General features: G+C 65.2%; 16 protein-coding genes. 7 read left to right on the top strand and 9 right to left on the bottom strand.

Annotated elements, in window-relative coordinates; genetic code table 11:
* Positions 1-22: 22 nt before the first annotated feature.
* The 5 genes from ACLBKT_RS02775 to ACLBKT_RS02755 are packed head-to-tail and all read right to left on the bottom strand — an operon-like array spanning position 23 to position 4053.
* On the bottom strand, positions 23-844 hold the full coding sequence (locus ACLBKT_RS02775) for an urea amidolyase associated protein UAAP1 (RefSeq protein ID WP_410181451.1): 822 nt from the start codon (positions 842-844) through the stop codon (positions 23-25).
* Positions 841-1329, bottom strand: coding sequence for a CopG family ribbon-helix-helix protein (locus tag ACLBKT_RS02770; protein WP_410181450.1), 489 nt, complete (start codon positions 1327-1329; stop codon positions 841-843). Before ACLBKT_RS02770 ends, ACLBKT_RS02775 begins: the two co-directional genes overlap by 4 nt.
* Positions 1330-1341: 12 nt before the next feature.
* Positions 1342-2148 (bottom strand): ABC transporter ATP-binding protein, encoded by an 807-nt coding sequence (locus tag ACLBKT_RS02765; RefSeq protein ID WP_410183635.1) that lies wholly within the window; start codon positions 2146-2148, stop codon positions 1342-1344.
* Positions 2145-2960, bottom strand: coding sequence for an ABC transporter permease (locus ACLBKT_RS02760; RefSeq protein ID WP_410181449.1), 816 nt, complete (start codon positions 2958-2960; stop codon positions 2145-2147). Before ACLBKT_RS02760 ends, ACLBKT_RS02765 begins: the two co-directional genes overlap by 4 nt.
* A gap of 4 nt (positions 2961-2964) precedes the next feature.
* On the bottom strand, positions 2965-4053 hold the full coding sequence (locus tag ACLBKT_RS02755) for a putative urea ABC transporter substrate-binding protein (RefSeq protein ID WP_410181448.1): 1089 nt from the start codon (positions 4051-4053) through the stop codon (positions 2965-2967).
* Positions 4054-4240: 187 nt separating this feature from the next.
* On the opposite strand from ACLBKT_RS02755, the gene ACLBKT_RS02750 reads away from it, so the two are divergent.
* A complete protein-coding gene (locus tag ACLBKT_RS02750; RefSeq protein WP_410183634.1) occupies positions 4241-5230 on the top strand; it encodes a YncE family protein in 990 nt (329 codons plus the stop codon).
* Between the two features lie 84 nt (positions 5231-5314).
* Here ACLBKT_RS02750 and ACLBKT_RS02745 read toward each other — a convergent pair whose 3' ends face one another.
* From ACLBKT_RS02745 to ACLBKT_RS02730, 4 genes are read right to left on the bottom strand one after another with little or no spacing between them, the layout of a single operon-like run.
* Positions 5315-7849, bottom strand: coding sequence for a TonB-dependent receptor (locus ACLBKT_RS02745; RefSeq protein ID WP_410181447.1), 2535 nt, complete (start codon positions 7847-7849; stop codon positions 5315-5317).
* A gap of 37 nt (positions 7850-7886) precedes the next feature.
* Positions 7887-8297: a nuclear transport factor 2 family protein gene (locus ACLBKT_RS02740; RefSeq protein ID WP_410181446.1), complete on the bottom strand. Its 411-nt coding sequence runs from the start codon at positions 8295-8297 to the stop codon at positions 7887-7889.
* Positions 8297-8728, bottom strand: a complete 432-nt coding sequence (locus ACLBKT_RS02735) for a nuclear transport factor 2 family protein (RefSeq protein ID WP_410181445.1) — start codon at positions 8726-8728, stop codon at positions 8297-8299. The genes ACLBKT_RS02740 and ACLBKT_RS02735 overlap by 1 nt, the downstream gene beginning before the upstream one ends.
* Positions 8728-9471 (bottom strand): aspartate/glutamate racemase family protein, encoded by a 744-nt coding sequence (locus tag ACLBKT_RS02730; protein ID WP_410181444.1) that lies wholly within the window; start codon positions 9469-9471, stop codon positions 8728-8730. Before ACLBKT_RS02730 ends, ACLBKT_RS02735 begins: the two co-directional genes overlap by 1 nt.
* 197 nt (positions 9472-9668) lie before the next feature.
* On the opposite strand from ACLBKT_RS02730, the gene ACLBKT_RS02725 reads away from it, so the two are divergent.
* The 6 genes from ACLBKT_RS02725 (at position 9669) to ACLBKT_RS02700 (ending at position 17164) form a co-directional block, all read left to right on the top strand.
* The gene (locus tag ACLBKT_RS02725) at positions 9669-10340 is read left to right on the top strand and encodes a GntR family transcriptional regulator (protein WP_410181443.1); all 672 of its coding nucleotides are present in this window, start codon (positions 9669-9671) and stop codon (positions 10338-10340) included.
* 121 nt (positions 10341-10461) lie between these two features.
* Positions 10462-11382: a hydroxymethylglutaryl-CoA lyase gene (locus ACLBKT_RS02720; RefSeq protein WP_410181442.1), complete on the top strand. Its 921-nt coding sequence runs from the start codon at positions 10462-10464 to the stop codon at positions 11380-11382.
* Between the two features lie 14 nt (positions 11383-11396).
* Positions 11397-13454 (top strand): hydantoinase/oxoprolinase family protein, encoded by a 2058-nt coding sequence (locus tag ACLBKT_RS02715; RefSeq protein ID WP_410181441.1) that lies wholly within the window; start codon positions 11397-11399, stop codon positions 13452-13454.
* A 4-nt stretch (positions 13455-13458) separates the two neighbouring features.
* Positions 13459-15348, top strand: coding sequence for a hydantoinase B/oxoprolinase family protein (locus ACLBKT_RS02710; RefSeq protein WP_410181440.1), 1890 nt, complete (start codon positions 13459-13461; stop codon positions 15346-15348).
* Positions 15345-16529, top strand: coding sequence for a CaiB/BaiF CoA transferase family protein (locus tag ACLBKT_RS02705; protein WP_410181439.1), 1185 nt, complete (start codon positions 15345-15347; stop codon positions 16527-16529). Before ACLBKT_RS02710 ends, ACLBKT_RS02705 begins: the two co-directional genes overlap by 4 nt.
* Positions 16529-17164, top strand: a complete 636-nt coding sequence (locus tag ACLBKT_RS02700; RefSeq protein WP_410181438.1) for an isochorismatase family protein — start codon at positions 16529-16531, stop codon at positions 17162-17164. Before ACLBKT_RS02705 ends, ACLBKT_RS02700 begins: the two co-directional genes overlap by 1 nt.
* Positions 17165-17245: the final 81 nt, after the last annotated feature.

The following is a 17245-nucleotide window of genomic DNA, read 5'->3' as shown; positions in this document are numbered from 1 at the left end:
TTTGCCTTGCGTTTTGGGCGGGTTATCGGCGGTAGTAGTCCTCGGTGTTGAGGAAGGCGCGCTGCCCTTCTGGCGTGGCATTGCGCACGGGGTCGTGTTCAGGGGTGATCGGCCCGCGCCATGCGGTGACGCGCAGCGGGGCCGAGGCATATTCGGCACGCGGGTCGAGCACATGGGGGCAGTTGGCGATGACGATGATGACATCCATCTCGGCGCGCAGCAGCACTGTGCGGCCCGGTGCGAAGGGGCCGACAATTGGCGTGATGGTGCCGTCAGTCTCGATCCGGGTGCCCTTGAACAGGTTCACGCAAGGGTGGACATCGCGCCGTGTGAGCCCGTGCTTGGCCGCGCCAAGGATCAGCCGGTCGCGCCCGTTGGGGTAAGCGCCCGAATTACGACCTTCCCCATATTTCCTGAGGTTACCATCTGCATTTGAGACGCCGCAGAAGGTATCGTGCGTCCCCGCACCGTCCTCAACGATGCTCACCAGCACCCGGCCCATGTCGGACAAGAGGAGCTTGCCCTCGCCCAGATAGGCGTTCCACTGGACCTTGACCGTGTCGGCGACGTTCAGCCGCTCGGTCGGCATGTCGGCGTTGAAGATGTTGAGGCTCGCGCAGGCATCGCCCGCCTTGTCGATCAGCCGCAACCGCGTGCCGCGCGCAATCCGGCGGGAAGCATAGCCGCCCGGCGCGAGGGTTTCTTCCCAGAGCAGGTCGTCGGCTGCGACGCCATCAGGCAGGTCGCTTGCGACGGGCGGCAGGGTCGGCATGGTTTCGACCCGCGTGCCACCTTGCGCACGGGCATGGTCGCGCGCGGCCTTGGGATCGGCGGTCGCGCTCATTCGGCAGCCTCTTTCGCGGGCGGCACATCCTGTTCGTGCAGCGGCGGAAGCAGCGCGGTGGTGGTGACGAGCTGCAATTGCTGCACGCCGCGGATCGCGCGCAGCGCGTCGCACAGCTGCTTCAGCCGCACCGCCGGGCCCTGAACGAGCAGCACCTCAAGCGACTGGTCCTCTTCGAGGAACACGTGCTGCGACGAGATCACCTCCTTGAGGTAATCCACCTGTGTTTCAGCGAGTTGTTGGCGTACCCTGCCACCGCCTCCAGCATAGACGATGGTCACCGTCCCCGCGAGCGTCTCGTCCGGCCGGGTCAGCGCCTCATGCTCGGCCAGCGCGTGGCGGATCAGCTCGGCGATCAGCTGCGAGCGCGAAGGCAGCCCGCGCTCTTCCACCATCATGTCGAGCTGGCGGAACAGCTCGGCCGGCAGGCTCATGCTGAGGCGCGCGAGCCGTGCAGGTTCGGAGCGGGAGGGTTCGGTGGTCATGGGGCGATCATTTCAATTATTACCAACTGTGTCAATCGTAATACCGTCACCCTCAGCATCTTCATCCGCCCCGGCTTGCGTATGGACTTGCTGTACTTTGCGGGTCAGTTCGAGGTCATAGACCACAGCCGCTCCATAGCGCTGCGGGGCGTGCGGATCGTGGCGGCGCTTGTCCAAGGTAAGCACCCGCGTACCGAGCGAGAACGCCTCCTTGATATCGTGGGTGACCATGATGATCGTCAGCCCATGCTCGCGCCACAGCCGGGTGATGAGCGCGTGCATATCCTTGCGGATGCCGGGATCGAGCGCGCCGAAGGGCTCGTCCAGCAGCAGGATGCGCGGGCGCTTGATCAGGGCCTGGGCGATGGCGAGACGTTGCTGCATCCCGCCCGACATCTGCGCCGGGTAGAGGTGGCGGCTATCCGCCAGCCCAACCTGCTCCAGCATCGCCTCCGCCTCCGCCACCGCAGCCCGGCGGGCGGGGCCGAACAAGCGGGCGGTGAAAGGCGAGGCGGAAAACTCCAAACCCAGCAACACGTTACCCAGCACAGTTAAATGCGGGAACACCGAGTAGCGTTGGAACACCACCCCGCGATCAGGCCCGCATTCCGGCGGCAGGGGCGCGCCGTCCAGGGTAATCGTCCCCCGCGTTGGCTTCTCCTGCCCCAGCACCACGCGCAGCAGGCTGCTCTTGCCCGCGCCCGAAGGCCCGATGATCGAGACAAAGGAACCTTCGGCAATATCGAGCGAAATCCGTTCGAGCACGACCTTCTCGCCATACTCGACCCACAGGTTCCTGAGGCTCAGCAACGCCATCAGTGCGCCGCCCCATGCGCCCAGCCGAACAGGCGGCGACTGCCGCGCGACAGGGCGAAATCTATCACCACCGCGAGGATCGCGATCCATGCGACATAGGGCAGGATCACGTCCATCGCGAGATAGCGGCGGACGAGGAAGATGCGGTAGCCCAGCCCGACATCCGCCGCGATCGCCTCTGCCGAGATCAGGAACACCCAGGCGGGGCCGAGCGAGAGGCGCAGCGCCTCGATCAGTCGCGGCATGGCTTGGGGCAAAGCCACGCGCAGTATCACCCCCCACGAATTTGCGCCCAAAGTCAAAGCCTTGATCACCTGCTCACGCGGCAGAGCGGCGATGTGCCCGGCCACGTCGCGGATGATGAACGGGGCAACCCCGACGACGATCAGCGCCACCTTGGCGGTCTCGCCCAATCCGAACAGGATGAACAAGATCGGCAACAGAGCAATGGGCGGTATCACGGCGATCGCGGTGACGAGGGGGCCAAAGGTGGCTTTCACCGGGGGCAATGACCCGACAACCAGTCCGACACAAAGTGTCGATGCCGTGGCAATGCCAAGGCCAAGCCCCAACCGCGTGAGACTGGCGAGCGTATCGGCCCAGAACAGGTATTGGCCGGACAGCGGATCGGCTTCGAAAATCAGCGTCGCCATCGCTGCGGCCATTGCTCCGGGGAGCGGCAGGATCTTGTCCGCGGCGTTATCGGCATAACGCGCTGCTGCGGCGATGATGTAGGCGAAGCCCAGCACCACCAGCGGCAGCGCGCCCAACAGGATCGCCCGGCCTCGCCCCGGCTGGGCTGTCACCCAGCGCATCGGCCTAGAGCTTCCCGTCGGCGGCGAGTTGCATATAGGTCGGATCAAAGCGCAAGGTGATGGCGGCCTTGTCACCCAGCGTCTTGCCGCCGGGGAAGCTCATCCCGACCGCATCGGCCGAACGGGCCCCCTGTCCGAACAGGCCTTGGGCAAAGCTGAAATCGCGCACGCGGGTCATGGTGGTGACCAGATCGGGCGATTGCATTGCCACCAGCGCCGCCTTGGGATCGGCGTAAAGGGAGGTGGTGACAAGCTGGCCTTCGAAGGCCTCGGGCGTCGTCCCCGCCAGCTTCGCCATCGCCGCGCGGGCGGCGGCGCCTTCGGCATCCTGCCGCGCCATCAGTGCCATCGTCTCGTACCAGATCCCCGCCAGCGCCTTGCCGAGATTGGGATTGGCCTTCAACACCGCCGTATCGACCACCATCAGGTCGAGAATCTCGCCCGGAATATCGGCCGAGGAGAACACGGCCTTGGTGCCGGCGACGCCCTTCATCGTGGTCACCTGCGGGTTCCACGCCACCGCCGCGGTCACATCGGGCGCAGTAAAGGCGGCGGCGATATCGGCGTCCGAGGTGTTGACCGTCTTCACGTCGGTCAACTTCATCCCATTGGTCTCCAGCGCGCGGGCGAGCAGATAGTGCGAGACCGACAGCTCGGCCAAGTACACCTGCCGCCCCTTGATCCCCGCCACGCCATCCGCGCCCTTCAGCAGCACCGCATCATTGCCGTTGGAATAATCGCCGAGGATGATCGCCGAGGTGTCCTTGCCGCCGGCCGCCGGGATCGTCAGCGCGTCCATGTTGGCGACGGTCACGCCGTCCAGCTTGCCAGCGGTGTATTGGTTCACGCTCTCGATGTAGTCGTTGACCTGCACGAAGGTGATTGTGACCCCGTACTTGTCTTCCCACTTCTTCACGATCCCGGCCTGCTCGGCATAGGGCCAGGGCATCCACCCGGCGTAGATCGACCAGCCGATATTGAAGTCGGTCTTGGGCGCAGCCGCCTCTTCTTCCCCGCCGGAACATGCTGTCACCAGCAGCGCGGCGAGGCCGAGGAGGAGGAAGCGGGCTGCCCGGGAGAGGTGGTGGAGCATGATTCGTCCCCTATGTTGCGGGTGCGAACATCCCCCCGTTTGCAGCATTTGTCTATGGGGAATTATTACGATTGATTGGAAAAGTAATATGCGCAAAGTTGCGTCAGTCTGGCAGGCATTGTGCCCTTGCGGCGCTCCTCTCCTTCCCCTGCCATGCGTGGAGGCTCAGAGACCCATGACACCGATGATGCGCAATTCCGTTGCCCGCCCGCTCACTCTCACCCTTGCCGCCAGCCTGGCTGTCGCGGCTTGTGCGGCTGAGGAAAGCGAACCTCCCACGGAGATGGTCGGCCCCGCGCCCGACCTCATCGAAACCGCGCTCAAAGTGCCGGGCTTCGCCGATTTCCTCGCGGTGGACGGCGATACGGTGTGGGTCACCAATGACGGGCGGGTCGAGCAATGGTCGCCTGCGGGCAAGCTTGCCAGCACCCCTGTTCCCCGCCCCTGCGGCACAATGGCGATTGCGGCCGGATCGCTGTGGGTCGCCAATTGCGATGATCGTGAGCTGTGGCGCATCAACCTGAAGACCGCGGCGGTGGAAGCGAAGATCGCCACCGGCCTCGCCAACCCCAAGGGCGAAACCAATGTGATCGCGGGCGCTGGCTCTGTCTGGGTGCCGAGCGACCCGGAAGGCAAGCTGGCGCGGATCGACCCGGCCACCAACGCGATTGTCGCCACCGTCACCGTCACGCCCGAGACCTGGTATCTGGCCTATGGCTTCGATGCGGTGTGGGCGGTGTCGAGCGAAGGCAAGGTGCTGGAGCGGGTTGATCCGGCCACCAACGCCGTCACCGGATCAGCCGCGCTGGGCGATACGCCCGGCTTCCTCGCAGCAGGCGAAGGCGCCGTATGGGTGCAGGAACAGGGCGATGGCACGGTCGCCAAGGTCGATCCGGCCAGCCTGAAGGTCGCGGGCCGCACCAAGGTGGGCGATAACCTCAAGTGGGGCGATATCGATGCCAATGGCGGCGCGGTGTGGCTGCGCACCACCGATGATCAGACGATGGTGGTGATCGATCCCGCCACGCTCAAGATTCGCGCGCGGATGGGCGATGCGGTGGGCAGCGGCGCGCTGCGCTGGACGCCCAAGGGCGTGTGGACATCGGCCCATGACAACCAGACCCTGTCGTGGTGGAGCGCGCCTGCGGCACCGGCCACGGCAACACCCGCACCCTGATCGGAGCAAAAAAGAAGCGCGCAGAGCGGGTCGTCCCTGCGCGCTTCAATTGGCTTTGCGACGCCCGGAAGGGCTCTTGTTGTTTTAGAACTTGTAGCCGAACTCCACCCCGAAGCGCTGACGCGCGCCCGGCGAAATGAACGATCCGCCGAACTCGACGGCGGTGATGACTTCGTTCAGATACTTCTCGTTGAACAGGTTTTCGGCATAGGCCGTGATCGACCAGCGCTCGGCATCGAGCCCGACACGCAGATCGAACACGCCGAAGGTGTCCCGCTGCGAGACCGAGTAATCGGCATCGCCCACAAACGCAGGCAGCGCCAGCGCCGAACCCGGCAGCAAGCCGCTGAACAGCGTCGGGTTGGGATCATCCTGCAAGGTGTGGAACCAGGTCGGCCCGGTGATGCGGTAATCGGCGCGGGTGACAAAATCGATGCTGTCCGAAATCGGCAGATCAAGCTGGGTGCCGAAGTTCAGGGTATAATCGGCGGTATAGGGCGACTTGTTGCCCACGGTCACGGGGCGCGAGGCGTTTTCGATGATCTCGCTTTCGGTCACGTTGCCCGAGCCGAACACCGTCCAGCCATCCAGGATTTCCGCCGACAGGTTGAGCTCGGCCCCGTAGAGTTCGACCTCGTCGATGTTCGACACCACGCGCAGCAGGCCGAAGCCGCCGACGAAGAATTCGAAGAACTGCATGTCTTCGACCTTGGTGTAATAGCCCGCCAGATCAAAGGTCACCGCGCCGTCCAGCAGCGTGCCCTTCACGCCCGCTTCGAAGGCGCTGGAGACTTCCTTGCGGTACTGATCGTCGATCAGCACGTTGGTGCCGATGAAATCGTTGAACGCGGAATCGACGATCGCGGCTGAGCCCTGGTTGTTGAACCCGCCCGATTTGAAGCCGATCCCCCAGTTGCCATAGAGGTTGATGTCGTCGGTCAGCTCGTACCGCAGCGAGATCTTGGGCTGGAACTGCTTGAAGGTCGCGGATTTCGGCGCAATCGGCTGGACCACGCCGCCCACGACGGTCTGACCGGGGTTGATCGGCCCGCCCGTGATCGGATCGAACACCGCCGGAACGAGGCTCGCCACCTGACGGTCCTCGATGTCGTAACGGCCGGCAAAGCCGACATTGAAGCGGTCGGACAGATCGGCGTCGATGGAGGCGAAGGCCGCATAGACATCGGTCTTGAACGCATCGTGATAAAGCTGCGTGGTCGGGTTGTCCGATCCGGGCGCGTTATACAGCTCGCGGATGATGCCGCGGCCAAGGTCCGCCCCAAGGCTCACGCCAACCTCACGGTCGATGTGGAGGTAATAGGCGCCAACCTGCCAGTTGATCGCCCCGTCGCCGTTCGAGGCGAGCCGGATTTCACCGCTGACATCTTCCTGCTTGCGGATCTGGTATTGGGTGCCGTCGCAGGTGGTCGGGCTGTAGGGGCCAAAGGTCGAGCCATTGACCGGATCGAAGATGAACGGGACCGGGTTGTTGCCGATGAAGGTCGGCTGGTTCAGCGGGAAGCCCGTCAGCGCGGCGGTGCTGGCAAAGCAGGCGTTGGACGCCGCCACCGAAGCCGGCGTCGCGCCGGGGAAGGAGAAGCGGGCAAAGTCGGCCGAGGTGCTGTCCGCCGTGAGCGACTGGTCGACATCGCTGTAGAGCACCCATGCGGTCAATGTGGTGCTTTCAAACTCGTGCTCGACCTTGGCCGAGGTTTCGAAGGTCACCTGATCATTGGTCGGGCGGATGTTCGAATAGAAGCCGAAGGGATGCTCGTTCACATCTTCGAAGAACGCCGGGTTCACCGCGGCGAAGTTCGGGAGGTGGAAGCTGGCATTGAAGTTGATCGAAGCGCCGCGCAGGTCGGCATAGCGGGCCTTCACGTCGAGCTCGGTGTTCGGCCCCAGCTCCGCAACGAAGCGCCCGTCGATGCCAAAGACTTCCTGATCGTCGATGGTCTTGGAATTGCCGAGGAAGCTGTTGCGGAAGAAGCCATCGGTGGTCGAATAATTGGCCGAGAGCACCAGCCCCGCGGTGTCGCCGATCGGCGTCGAGATGAAACCATTGGCAAGGTAGGTGTTGTCCTGCGCGGCGCGCACCAGCATCCCGCCTTCCAGCGCGTCGCCGGGCTTCAGCGTTTGCAGCACAATCGCCCCCGCCGCCGCGTTGCGGCCATAGAGCGCGCCTTGCGGGCCCTTCAGGATTTCGACCTGACGCAGCGTGCCCTGGTTCTGGTTCAGCTGCGCGGTGTTCGTCTTGAGGATTCCGTCGACCACCAGCGCAACCGAGCTTTCCGCGTCGCGCGCGCCGTTGATGCCGCGAATGTTGATCTGGGTGTCGCCCGCTTCGGCGGTGCCGGTGACGATGGTGACACCCGGCGTCAGCTGGACGAAGTCATCCGCGCGCTGCACCCCGGTTGCGGCGAGCGTTTCCGCACCGAACACGGTGACCGCGGCGGGGACGTCCTGCAAGCTTTCCGACTGGCGGCGAGCGGTGACGATGATCCCGCCTTCCTCCTCGGCAGCAGGTTCAGAGGCAGAGGCGTCCTGCGCCAGAGCGGGCGAAGACAGGGCAATGGCGCCGAGCGCCGCGCCAGAAGCAAGAACCAAACGGACATTCATGGGACGGCTCTCCTGAAGAGGATTTAGAGATAGGCAATCAGACGAGGACGTTGGCCCCGCTCATGTAGACATAGACTTCCTGAAACTTCGGGCCTTCCGGGCCGGGCCGAAACCGCCAGAAATTGGTGTTTTCCAGCAGCGTCACCTGCCCGGCCGCATCATGCAGTTCGGCGGTGAAGCACGCCGTGATGCGGCCATTGGCCTCGTCCACCGTGCAGGTGAAATCGCGGTGGATGATGGTCTCGTAAGCGGCGAAAAAATCTTCGAACATCCGGCGGATTTCGGCCTTGCCCGCATGGCGGGTGAAGGCGGTCTGGACGCAGAACAGAGCGGTGTCATGGAAGCAGGCAAGCGCGCCCTCCATGTCCTTGGCATCGACGCGGGCGAAGTATTTGTTCAGCGCGAAGTCGATCAGCTCGGCGCGCGAAAGCGTGGGCTCGTACTGCATCAGACGTCCCCTTCCTTGAGCAGGTTGTCACCCGACATGTAGACATAGACGCGGTGGAACAACCGGTCCTTGAGGTAGAAGCGGTTGCAGTTTTCGTAGCGCAGCTCCTCGCCCCCGTTGGGCGTGATCAGCACCGTGAACTGCGAGCAGATCGCGTTCGTCTCCGGGTCGGCGGTGTGGACGAAATTGCCGTGCCAGATGCTTTCAAAGTCGGCGAACAGCTTCACGAACATCGCCCGGATCGCCTCGCGCCCCTTGTGCACGGTGTTGCTGGTCACTTCGGTCAGGATCGCGTCCGGCGTGAAACAATCGAGCACCTTGTCCATGTGCTTGTTATCGACCCCGTCAAAATACCGCTTGGTGACGATATCGACATAGACCGGATAGGGCAGCGGGGTCTGGCCCGACCCGCCTTCTTGCCATTCACTCATCAGTACCAGCCCTTTCGGATATCGGCGTGCTTGGGCACTTCGGGCGCGGGGAAGGCTGTCTTCGAGTGGGTCATCCCCAGTTCGATCAGCGTTTCGAGCTGTTTGTAGGCGACCTGTCCGGGGTTGATCACCGGCACCGGCAGCTCGCTTTGCAGGTAGGCAGCGGACTGGTGCATGGTGGTCGAGCCCAGCACGATCACATCCGCGCCGTCCTCTTCGATGGCGCGCAACGCCTCGGCCTTCAGCTTGGCGAAGACGACCTCTTCCTTGCCTTCGAGCAGTTCGGTCACGTCAGGCCGCGTGTCGATCGAGCGGACGCTGGCACAGCGATGGTCCCAGCCGTGCTGGTTCAGCACCTTCTCGTAAAGCGGGAACCACTGCGGCCACATGGTGATGACCGAGAACTTCTTGCCCAGCATCATCGCGGCGGCAAAGCTCGCCTCGCCCGGGCCGACCACGGGAATCTTCAGCGCAGAGCGCAGCGGCCACAGCCCCGAATCGCTGACCGTGTCGATCAGCACGCCCGCGTAGCCTTCGTCCTCGGCTGTCACCCCGGCCTGGAACACCGTCCAGTCCATCAGCAGCGTGTCATGATAGGAATCGCCCAGCGCCGCGCCCCAGCGCACCGCCTCGAAGGTGGGCGCGAAGCCCGGGCGCACGAAATCGGCCGGAAGCTGCTGCGCACGATTCGCGACGCCTGCTTCGTCCATGGCGATCGGTACGATGACCTTGATACGCTTCACGGCACTCCCCTGTTGCCCTGGCTCGCGTGGTTATTGTATACAAAACCATCTCGTCAAGTGCATAACTGAATTGCCGTGACAAGGCTGATGGGGTGTGTTCTTGCCGCCGCACAGGCTTGTGACAGGCGCCGGACGAACTAGAACAGGAAGGGCATGATTATCCTCCGCACCTCCCCCGTCCCCCGGAGCACTGCCGCATGAGCCGCGCGTCCGAACAGGCCTATGCCAAGATCCGCTCGCATCTGATGAGCGCGGCCTTGAAGCCCGGTGAACAGCTCACCGAAGATCAGCTTGCGCAGATCACCGGGGTCAGCCGCACGCCCGTGCGCGAGGCGGTGCGGCGGCTGGAGGATGAATTGCTGCTGGTGCGCAGCGATACCAAGCGGTTGTTCGTGGCCGATTGGAGCCGCGACGATATCGAGGAGATGTTCGCGCTGCGTCAGATGCTCGAATGCCACGCGGCCGAACGCGCCGCCCAGCGTCTTTCCCGAGAGCAGATCGCTGATCTGGAGGCGATCAACCGCGCCCTGAAAGACGCAATCGAACTGCTCGAACCCGACGTTGTGCGCTTTCTCGACGCCAACCGCGCCTTCCACGACGTGATCATCGACGCTGCCCATTCGCCGCGCTTGGGGCAGCTGCTTGGGCGGCTGGTCGAAGCACCGGTGGTGCTGCGCACGGCGCGCACATACTCCCCCGAAGACCTGCGCCAATCAGCCCGCGATCATGACGAGCTGATCGCCGCTTTTGCCGCCCGCGATCCCGATTGGGCCCGCGCGGTGATGGGCAGCCACTTGCGCCGCGCCTTCCACACTTTCGCCAAGACGGTTGGCCCGCCAGCTCCGCGATATGGCAACGGGAAGCCGTAACAACGCACGTTCCCGGCCCCCGGTTCCAGCCGAACTTCTCAACCCAAGCATGATTGCAATTGTATACAAACCCGGTAATTGACCCCAGGAAACACACCGCATCAGCAACAGGCGATTCACCATGTCAGGCCCAAAGTCCGTCGGCGCGATCGAACTGGTCGAAGTCGGCCCGCGCGACGGGCTTCAGAACGAACCCGACATTATCTCGACCGAAGTGAAGCTCGACCTTATTGGCCGCATGATCGGTTATGGCGCGCGGCGGCTGGAAGTCGCGAGCTTCGTCCACCCGCAGCGCGTCCCCCAGATGGCCGATGCCGAGGCGGTGATCGCGGGCCTGCCTGATCGGGACGACTGCACCTACGTCGGCCTTGTGCTCAACAAGCGCGGCGTGCTGCGCGCGCTCGCCACCCGCGAAAATGGCGCGCGGGGCGTCGATCAGGTCGGCTGCGTGGTGGTCGCCAGCGACACCTTCGGCCAGAAGAACCAGGGCCAGACCATCGCGGAAGGCATCGCCGAGACCCGCGAGATGCTGCGCTTCGCCCGCGCCGAGGGCATCCGCGCACAGGTCACCATCAGCGCCGCCTTCGGCTGCCCCTTCGAGGGCGAAGTGAAGCACGAGACCGTGCTCGCCATCGCCAAAGCCATTGCGGAGGAGTCCCCCGAGGAAATCGCGCTCGCCGATACGATCGGCGTTGGCACGCCGTGGGAGGCGGGCGAATTGTTCGGCAAGCTCGGCGGATTGCTCGGCGGCAAAATCCCGATGCGCGCGCATTTCCACAACACCCGCGGCACCGGCATCGCCAATGCGTGGGAGGCATACAAGGCGGGCGTGCGCGTGTTCGACGCATCGCTCGGCGGGCTCGGCGGCTGCCCCTTCGCGCCGCGCGCGACCGGGAACATCGCGACCGAGGATCTCATTTACATGATGCAGCGCTCCGGGGTGGCGAGCGGCATCGATCTCGACGCGGCGATTGCCGCCAACAAGTGGTTTGCAGGCGAGTTGGGGCGCGAACTGCCCTCGGCCGTCGCCCGCGCGGCATAACAAGAGGAAACGGTATGACGTACAGGCTGGGTGTGGATGTGGGCGGGACGTTTACCGACCTGCTGCTGTTCGACGAGGCGAGCGGCGCTTTCTGGCGGCACAAGACCCCTTCGACCCCGCACGATTCCTCCGAAGGCATCCTCAACGGGGTGAAGGCGATCATGGCCACCGCCGGGATCACGGCGGCGGAGATCAGCTATTTCCTCCACGGCACGACCGTTGCCACGAACGCGGTGCTCGAAGGCAAGGGCGCGAAGGTCGGTCTGGTAACGACGCAGGGCTACCGCGACATCATGCAGATCGCGCGCAGCTTCGTGCCCGGCGGGCTGGCCGCGTGGATCGTGTGGCCGAAGCCCCAGCCCTTGGCGCGGCTCGAACACACCGTTGAAGTCCCCGGCCGCATGGACGCCAAGGGCCGCGAGGTCGCCCCGCTCGATGAAGACGCGGTGCGCGCCGCGCTGCGCAAGCTGAAGGGTGACGGGATCGAGGCGCTGACCGTCAGCCTCATGAACGCCTACCTCAACGGCGCGCACGAAGCCCGCATCGGCGCCATCGCCGCCGAGGAACTGCCCGGTATCCCGGTCTCGCTCTCCCACGAAGTCCTGCCAGAGATGCAGGAATATGAGCGCACGCTTTCGACTGTCGCCAATGCCGCCGTGCGGCCGGTGGTGTCGAAATATGTCTCCAACCTGCGCACCAAGCTCGAGGCCGAGGGCCTCAAGGGCCGTCTTTCGCTGCTGCGCTCCGATGGCGGGCTCATGTCCAGCCAGAAAGCCGAGGAGCACCCCGTCAACATCCTCATGTCCGGCCCCGCGGGCGGGGTCACCGGCGCGTTGTGGGTGGCGAAGAACGCGGGCTTCGAGAATATCCTGACGCTGGACGTCGGCGGCACCTCGACCGATGTGGCGCTGATCCAGGGCTTGGAGCCGCGCCGTCAGCGCACCACCGAAGTCGGCCACCTCTCGGTCCGCGCCTCGGCATTGGACGTGAAGACCGTGGGCGCGGGCGGCGGCTCGATCGCTCACGTGCCGCAGCTGACCGGTGCGCTGCGAGTCGGCCCGGAGAGCGCGGGCGCAGTGCCCGGCCCGGTCGCCTACAACAAGGGCGGCACGCTCCCCACCGTGACCGATGCCAACGTGGTACTCGGCTACCTGCCCGAAGACCTCCTCGGCGGCAGCTTCAAGCTTGATCGCGAAGGCGCGAAGGCGGCGGTGCAGACCATCGCCGATGCGCTGGGCGTGACGCTGATGGAGGCCGCGCGCGGGGTCATCGACATCGTCAATGAAAACATGTTTGGCGCGCTGCGGATGATCAGCGTCCAGCAGGGCTACGACCCGCGCGAATTCGCGCTGATGGGCTTTGGCGGCGCGGGTCCGCTCCACGTGAATGCGGTCGCGCGGCTGATGGGCAGCTGGCCCGCGATCTCGCCCGTCTCCCCCGGCGTGCTCTGCGCGCTGGGCGACGCGACCACGCGGATGCGCACCGAGACCGCGCGCAGCTTCTCGCGCCTCGCCCGCGACACCACCATCGCCGATCTGGTCACCGTGCTCGACGAGATGGCGGCGCAGACCCGCAGCGAATTGCTCGCCGACGGCATTCCCGAAGAGCAGATCACCTCGCTGTTCGAGATCGACGTGCGCTATGCGGGTCAGGCCTTCGAAGTGCCGCTGACGATCACGCAGGACATTCTCGAAAAGGACGGGATCGAAGGCATCCTCGCCCGCTTCGACGAGGAGCACCTGCGCCTGTTCACCTTCAACATGGACACCCCACACGAGATCGTGAACCTGCGCGCGGTGGCGCAGGGGCAGGCCCCTGCCCTGCCCGCCGCGCAGCTGCCCAAGGGCGATGGCGATCCGTCAGCCGCCAAGATCCGCGACCACGTGATGTGGATCGGCGGCGAGGAACGGCCTGCGGTGATCTACGACCGCGCGAAGCTGCGGCAGGGAGATGTGATCGAAGGCCCCGCAATCATCACCGAGATGGATTCGACCACACTGGTCGAACACGATTGCCGCGCCACCGTGGACGCCGTCGGCAACATCCTCATCACTCTGAAGACGGAGGGCTAAGACCATGCCGGCTCGCATCATCGAACCCAACACCACCCCCTTTGCCAAGGTCGCCATCGACCCGGTGACGCTCGACATCATCGAGAACGCGCTTAGGAACGCTCGCATCGAGATGGACGCGACCCTCGTGCGCACCGCCATGTCGCCGGGCATCCGCGAACAGGGCGACGCCTTCCCGCTGATCTCCGATCCCGCGGGCAAGATGATCGTCGGCCAGTTCGGCAGCTTCATCGACGGCTTCCTCCGGCAGTATGACGGCACGATCGAAGACGGGGACATGATCTTCCTCTCCGATCCCTATTCCTGCGGCGGGGCGGTCAGCCACTCGAACGACTGGCTGGTGCTGCTCCCGGTGTTCAAGGACGGGCGGCTGCTCGCCTATACCGCGATGTTCGGCCACCAGTCGGACATCGGCGGCTCGGTGCCCGGTTCCATGCCGATCGGCGCGTCCTCGATCTTCGAAGAAGGCGTGCGCATCCCGCCCGTGAAGATCTGGAAGAAGGGCGAGTATAACGAAGACCTGATGAAGCTGGTGATGCACCAGACCCGCAAGCCCGACTGGTGCCAGGCGGACCTCAACGCGCTGATCGCCAGCTGCCGCGTCGCCGCGCGCCGCGTGATCGAGATGGCCGACCGCTTCGGCGATGACGTCTACGTCTCGGCCACGCAAGAGCTTCTGGCGCGCAACCACCGCGCGATGAAGGCGCTGCTGGCGATGGCGGTGGCCGAGGAGCCGGTGAGCTTCGAGGACTATATCTGCGACGATGGCAAGGGCTACGGCCCCTACAAGATCCGCTGCACCATGTGGCGCGATGGCGACCGCGTGATCCTCGACTTCGAAGGGACCGACCCGCAGTCGGCCGCCTCGATCAACTTCTTCCTCAATGAAAACATGTTCAAGATGTTCTTCGGCATCTACATGATCATGGTCTTCGATCCGCAGATCCTGTTCAATGACGGGTTCTACGATCTGATCGAGGTGCGCATTCCGTCGGGCTCGCTGCTGAAGCCGCACTTCCCTGCCGCGCTCTCGGGCCGCACCCATGCGTTGGGCCGCATCTTCGATATTCTCGGCGGGTTGCTTGGCCAGAAGACGCCGGAATTCCTCAACGCTGCCGGGTTCTCCTCCTCCCCCCACCTGTTCTATTCGGGCTGGGACGCGCGCGAGGACGGGACGCGCGACTGGTTCCAGCTGTTCCAGATCGGCTTCGGCGGCATCCCCGGCAGGCCGCTGGGTGACGGGCCGGACGGGCACTCGCTCTGGCCGGGCTTCACCAATGTCCCCAACGAGTTCCTCGAACGCTACTTCCCTCTGCGGATCGAGCGTTACTCGACCGCGCCCGACAGCGGCGGGGCGGGTCTGCATCGCGGGGGCAACGGCATCCACATGACCTACCGCTTCCTCGCCGATGGCGAGATCGCGATCCATGACGACCGCTGGTTCGTGCCGCCCTGGGGCGTCAATGGCGGGCACCCCGGCGCGCGGGCGCGCAAGGTGCTGGAGCGGGCGGACGGGTCGCAGGCCATCGTCGGCAACAAGGTCGAGAGCGTGAAGGTGAAGGCGGGCGATCTCCTCCACTTCATCACCTGGGGCGGCGGGGGCTGGGGCGACCCGCTGGCGCGCGATCCTGAGCTGGTCGGCCTCGAAATCCGGCAGGGCCTTGTCACTCCAGAGGGCGCGCGCGCCTATGGCGTAGTCGCCGATGCCGAGGGCGTCGTGGACGCTGCCGCGACCGACAAGCTGCGGGCCGAGATGTCCGCCTCACGCGGCGAACTCCCGCTGTTCGACTACGGCCCCGGGATCGACGCCCTGCGCGCCAATTGCGAGGCCGAGACCGGCCTTCCCGCCCCCGTCCAGCCGGTGTGGACCACCCTGCGGGAGGCGGCGGAATGAGCGGCGCTCTGCAAGGGATCAAGGTCGTCGAGATGGGCCAGCTGCTGGCAGGGCCGTTCTGCGGCCAGCTACTTGGCGACATGGGCGCGGATGTGGTCAAGATCGAGCCGCCGGGTGCGGGCGATCCGATGCGCAACTGGGGCCAGGGCGAGGAAAAGGTGCAGTGGGAAGTGATCGCGCGCAACAAGCGCTCGGTCACCTGCAACCTGCGCGTGCCCGAAGGCCAGGCGCTGGCGAAGCGCCTGATCGCCGAGGCCGATGTGCTGATCGAGAACTTCAAGCCCGGCACATTGGAGCGCTGGGGCCTCTCGCCGGCGGAACTGCACGCGGTCAACCCCGGCCTCATCATCGCGCGAATGTCGGGCTACGGGCAGGACGGGCCCTACAGCGACCGCGCGGGCTTCGGCGGAATCGGCGAGGCAATGGGCGGGTGGCGCTACATTGTCGGCGAGCCTGACCGCCCGCCATCCCGCATGGGCATCTCGATCGGCGACACCCTGTGCGCGACCTATGGTTGCATGGGCGTGCTTGCCGCGCTCCACCACCGCGAGAAGACCGGCGAGGGACAGGTCGTGGACTCGGCGCTCTACGAGGCGGTGTTGCAGGTGATGGAGGGACTTGTGCCCGAATATGACCGCAACGGCGTGATCCGCGAACGCTCGGGCTCGGTGCTCAAGGGCATCGCGCCGTCCAACGTCTACACCTGCAAGGACGGTAGCTACATGATCGGCGGCAATGGCGATGCGATCTTCGCGCGCCTGTGTCAGGCGATGGGCCGTCCCGAATTGTCGAGCGACGCGCGCTATTCCACCCACATCGCGCGCGGTATCCATCAGGACGAACTCGACGCGCTGATCAACGACTGGACGGGGACACTGACGGTCGACGAGGTCGATGCGCTGATGATCGAATATTCGATCCCCGCAGGCCGGGTCTACCGCGCGCCCGAAATGCTCGCCGATCCGCATTTTCAGGCGCGCGAGGCGATCATCGAGGTCGAGACCCAGAAGCGGGGCAAGATCAAGATGCAGAACGCCTTTCCCAAGCTCTCCAAGACCCCCAGCACCATCCGCCGCCCCGCGCCCGCTGCGCCCGGTCAGGACAATGCCGAGGTGTTTGCCGAGCGGCTGGGGATGGGCGCGGAAGAACTCGCGCGACTGGCCGAGGCGGGGATTATCTGATGGCCGGACCTTCGGCATCGGACAATTATGCCGGGGTCTATGAAGGGCGGCTCCAGCCCGGCAGCCGCCCGGCCCTGCTCATCGTCGATGTCGTGGCGGCCTATCTTACCGAAGGCTCGGCGCTGTTCATGGACACCGCCGCTGCCGCGCGGGACAGCAACGCGCGGCTCGCCGCAGCCGCGAGAACGGCGGGGGTGCCGGTGGTGTTCACCAATGTCAGCTACAAGCCCGATGGCTCGGACGGCGGCGTGTTCTACCGCAAGGCCCCGGTGCTCAAGGCCTTCATCGAAGGCTCGCCGCTGGGCGCCTTCCCACCCGAGCTGACCCCTCTCCCCGGTGAGCGGGTGTTCACCAAGCAATACCCCAGCGCCTTCTTCGGCACCGGCCTTGCCGAGGCGCTCCACGCCGAGGGGATCGATACGCTGCTGATCACCGGCTATTCCACCTCCGGCTGCGTGCGCGCCTCGGCGCTCGATGCGATGCAATATGGCTTCGTGCCGCTGGTGGTGCGCGAGGCCTGTGCCGATCGCCACCCCGCCCCGCACGAGGCGAACCTGTTCGACCTTCAGGCCAAATATGCCGAGGTTATCTCCGAGGCCGAAGCGCTGGCAGTGATCGCCGCGCCGTCCGGTTGATCGCAACCTGCGACACCGGCAACCCGCTCTTTTGGGCTTGTGCACGGCGGGCTGGGCCTTCAAGTAACACGCCAGCGGGCA

Source organism: Erythrobacter sp. W302b, from assembly GCF_046452395.1.
Lineage (GTDB): Bacteria > Pseudomonadota > Alphaproteobacteria > Sphingomonadales > Sphingomonadaceae > Erythrobacter.
The sequence above is the reverse complement of the archived record's forward strand: the minus strand, read 5'-3'. Positions and strand labels throughout refer to the sequence as shown.

Excerpts from the sequence above, each read along its gene's own strand:
- ACLBKT_RS02775 (WP_410181451.1), bottom strand. The coding sequence starts at position 844 with ATGAGCGCGACCGCCGATCCCAAGGCCGCGCGCGACCATGCCCGTGCG.
- ACLBKT_RS02770 (WP_410181450.1), bottom strand. The coding sequence starts at position 1,329 with ATGACCACCGAACCCTCCCGCTCCGAACCTGCACGGCTCGCGCGCCTC.
- ACLBKT_RS02760 (WP_410181449.1), bottom strand. The coding sequence starts at position 2,960 with ATGCGCTGGGTGACAGCCCAGCCGGGGCGAGGCCGGGCGATCCTGTTG.
- ACLBKT_RS02755 (WP_410181448.1), bottom strand. The coding sequence starts at position 4,053 with ATGCTCCACCACCTCTCCCGGGCAGCCCGCTTCCTCCTCCTCGGCCTC.
- ACLBKT_RS02750 (WP_410183634.1), top strand. The coding sequence starts at position 4,241 with ATGCGCAATTCCGTTGCCCGCCCGCTCACTCTCACCCTTGCCGCCAGC.
- ACLBKT_RS02745 (WP_410181447.1), bottom strand. The coding sequence starts at position 7,849 with ATGAATGTCCGTTTGGTTCTTGCTTCTGGCGCGGCGCTCGGCGCCATT.
- ACLBKT_RS02740 (WP_410181446.1), bottom strand. The coding sequence starts at position 8,297 with ATGCAGTACGAGCCCACGCTTTCGCGCGCCGAGCTGATCGACTTCGCG.
- ACLBKT_RS02735 (WP_410181445.1), bottom strand. The coding sequence starts at position 8,728 with ATGAGTGAATGGCAAGAAGGCGGGTCGGGCCAGACCCCGCTGCCCTAT.
- ACLBKT_RS02725 (WP_410181443.1), top strand. The coding sequence starts at position 9,669 with ATGAGCCGCGCGTCCGAACAGGCCTATGCCAAGATCCGCTCGCATCTG.
- ACLBKT_RS02720 (WP_410181442.1), top strand. The coding sequence starts at position 10,462 with ATGTCAGGCCCAAAGTCCGTCGGCGCGATCGAACTGGTCGAAGTCGGC.
- ACLBKT_RS02715 (WP_410181441.1), top strand. The coding sequence starts at position 11,397 with ATGACGTACAGGCTGGGTGTGGATGTGGGCGGGACGTTTACCGACCTG.
- ACLBKT_RS02710 (WP_410181440.1), top strand. The coding sequence starts at position 13,459 with ATGCCGGCTCGCATCATCGAACCCAACACCACCCCCTTTGCCAAGGTC.
- ACLBKT_RS02705 (WP_410181439.1), top strand. The coding sequence starts at position 15,345 with ATGAGCGGCGCTCTGCAAGGGATCAAGGTCGTCGAGATGGGCCAGCTG.
- ACLBKT_RS02700 (WP_410181438.1), top strand. The coding sequence starts at position 16,529 with ATGGCCGGACCTTCGGCATCGGACAATTATGCCGGGGTCTATGAAGGG.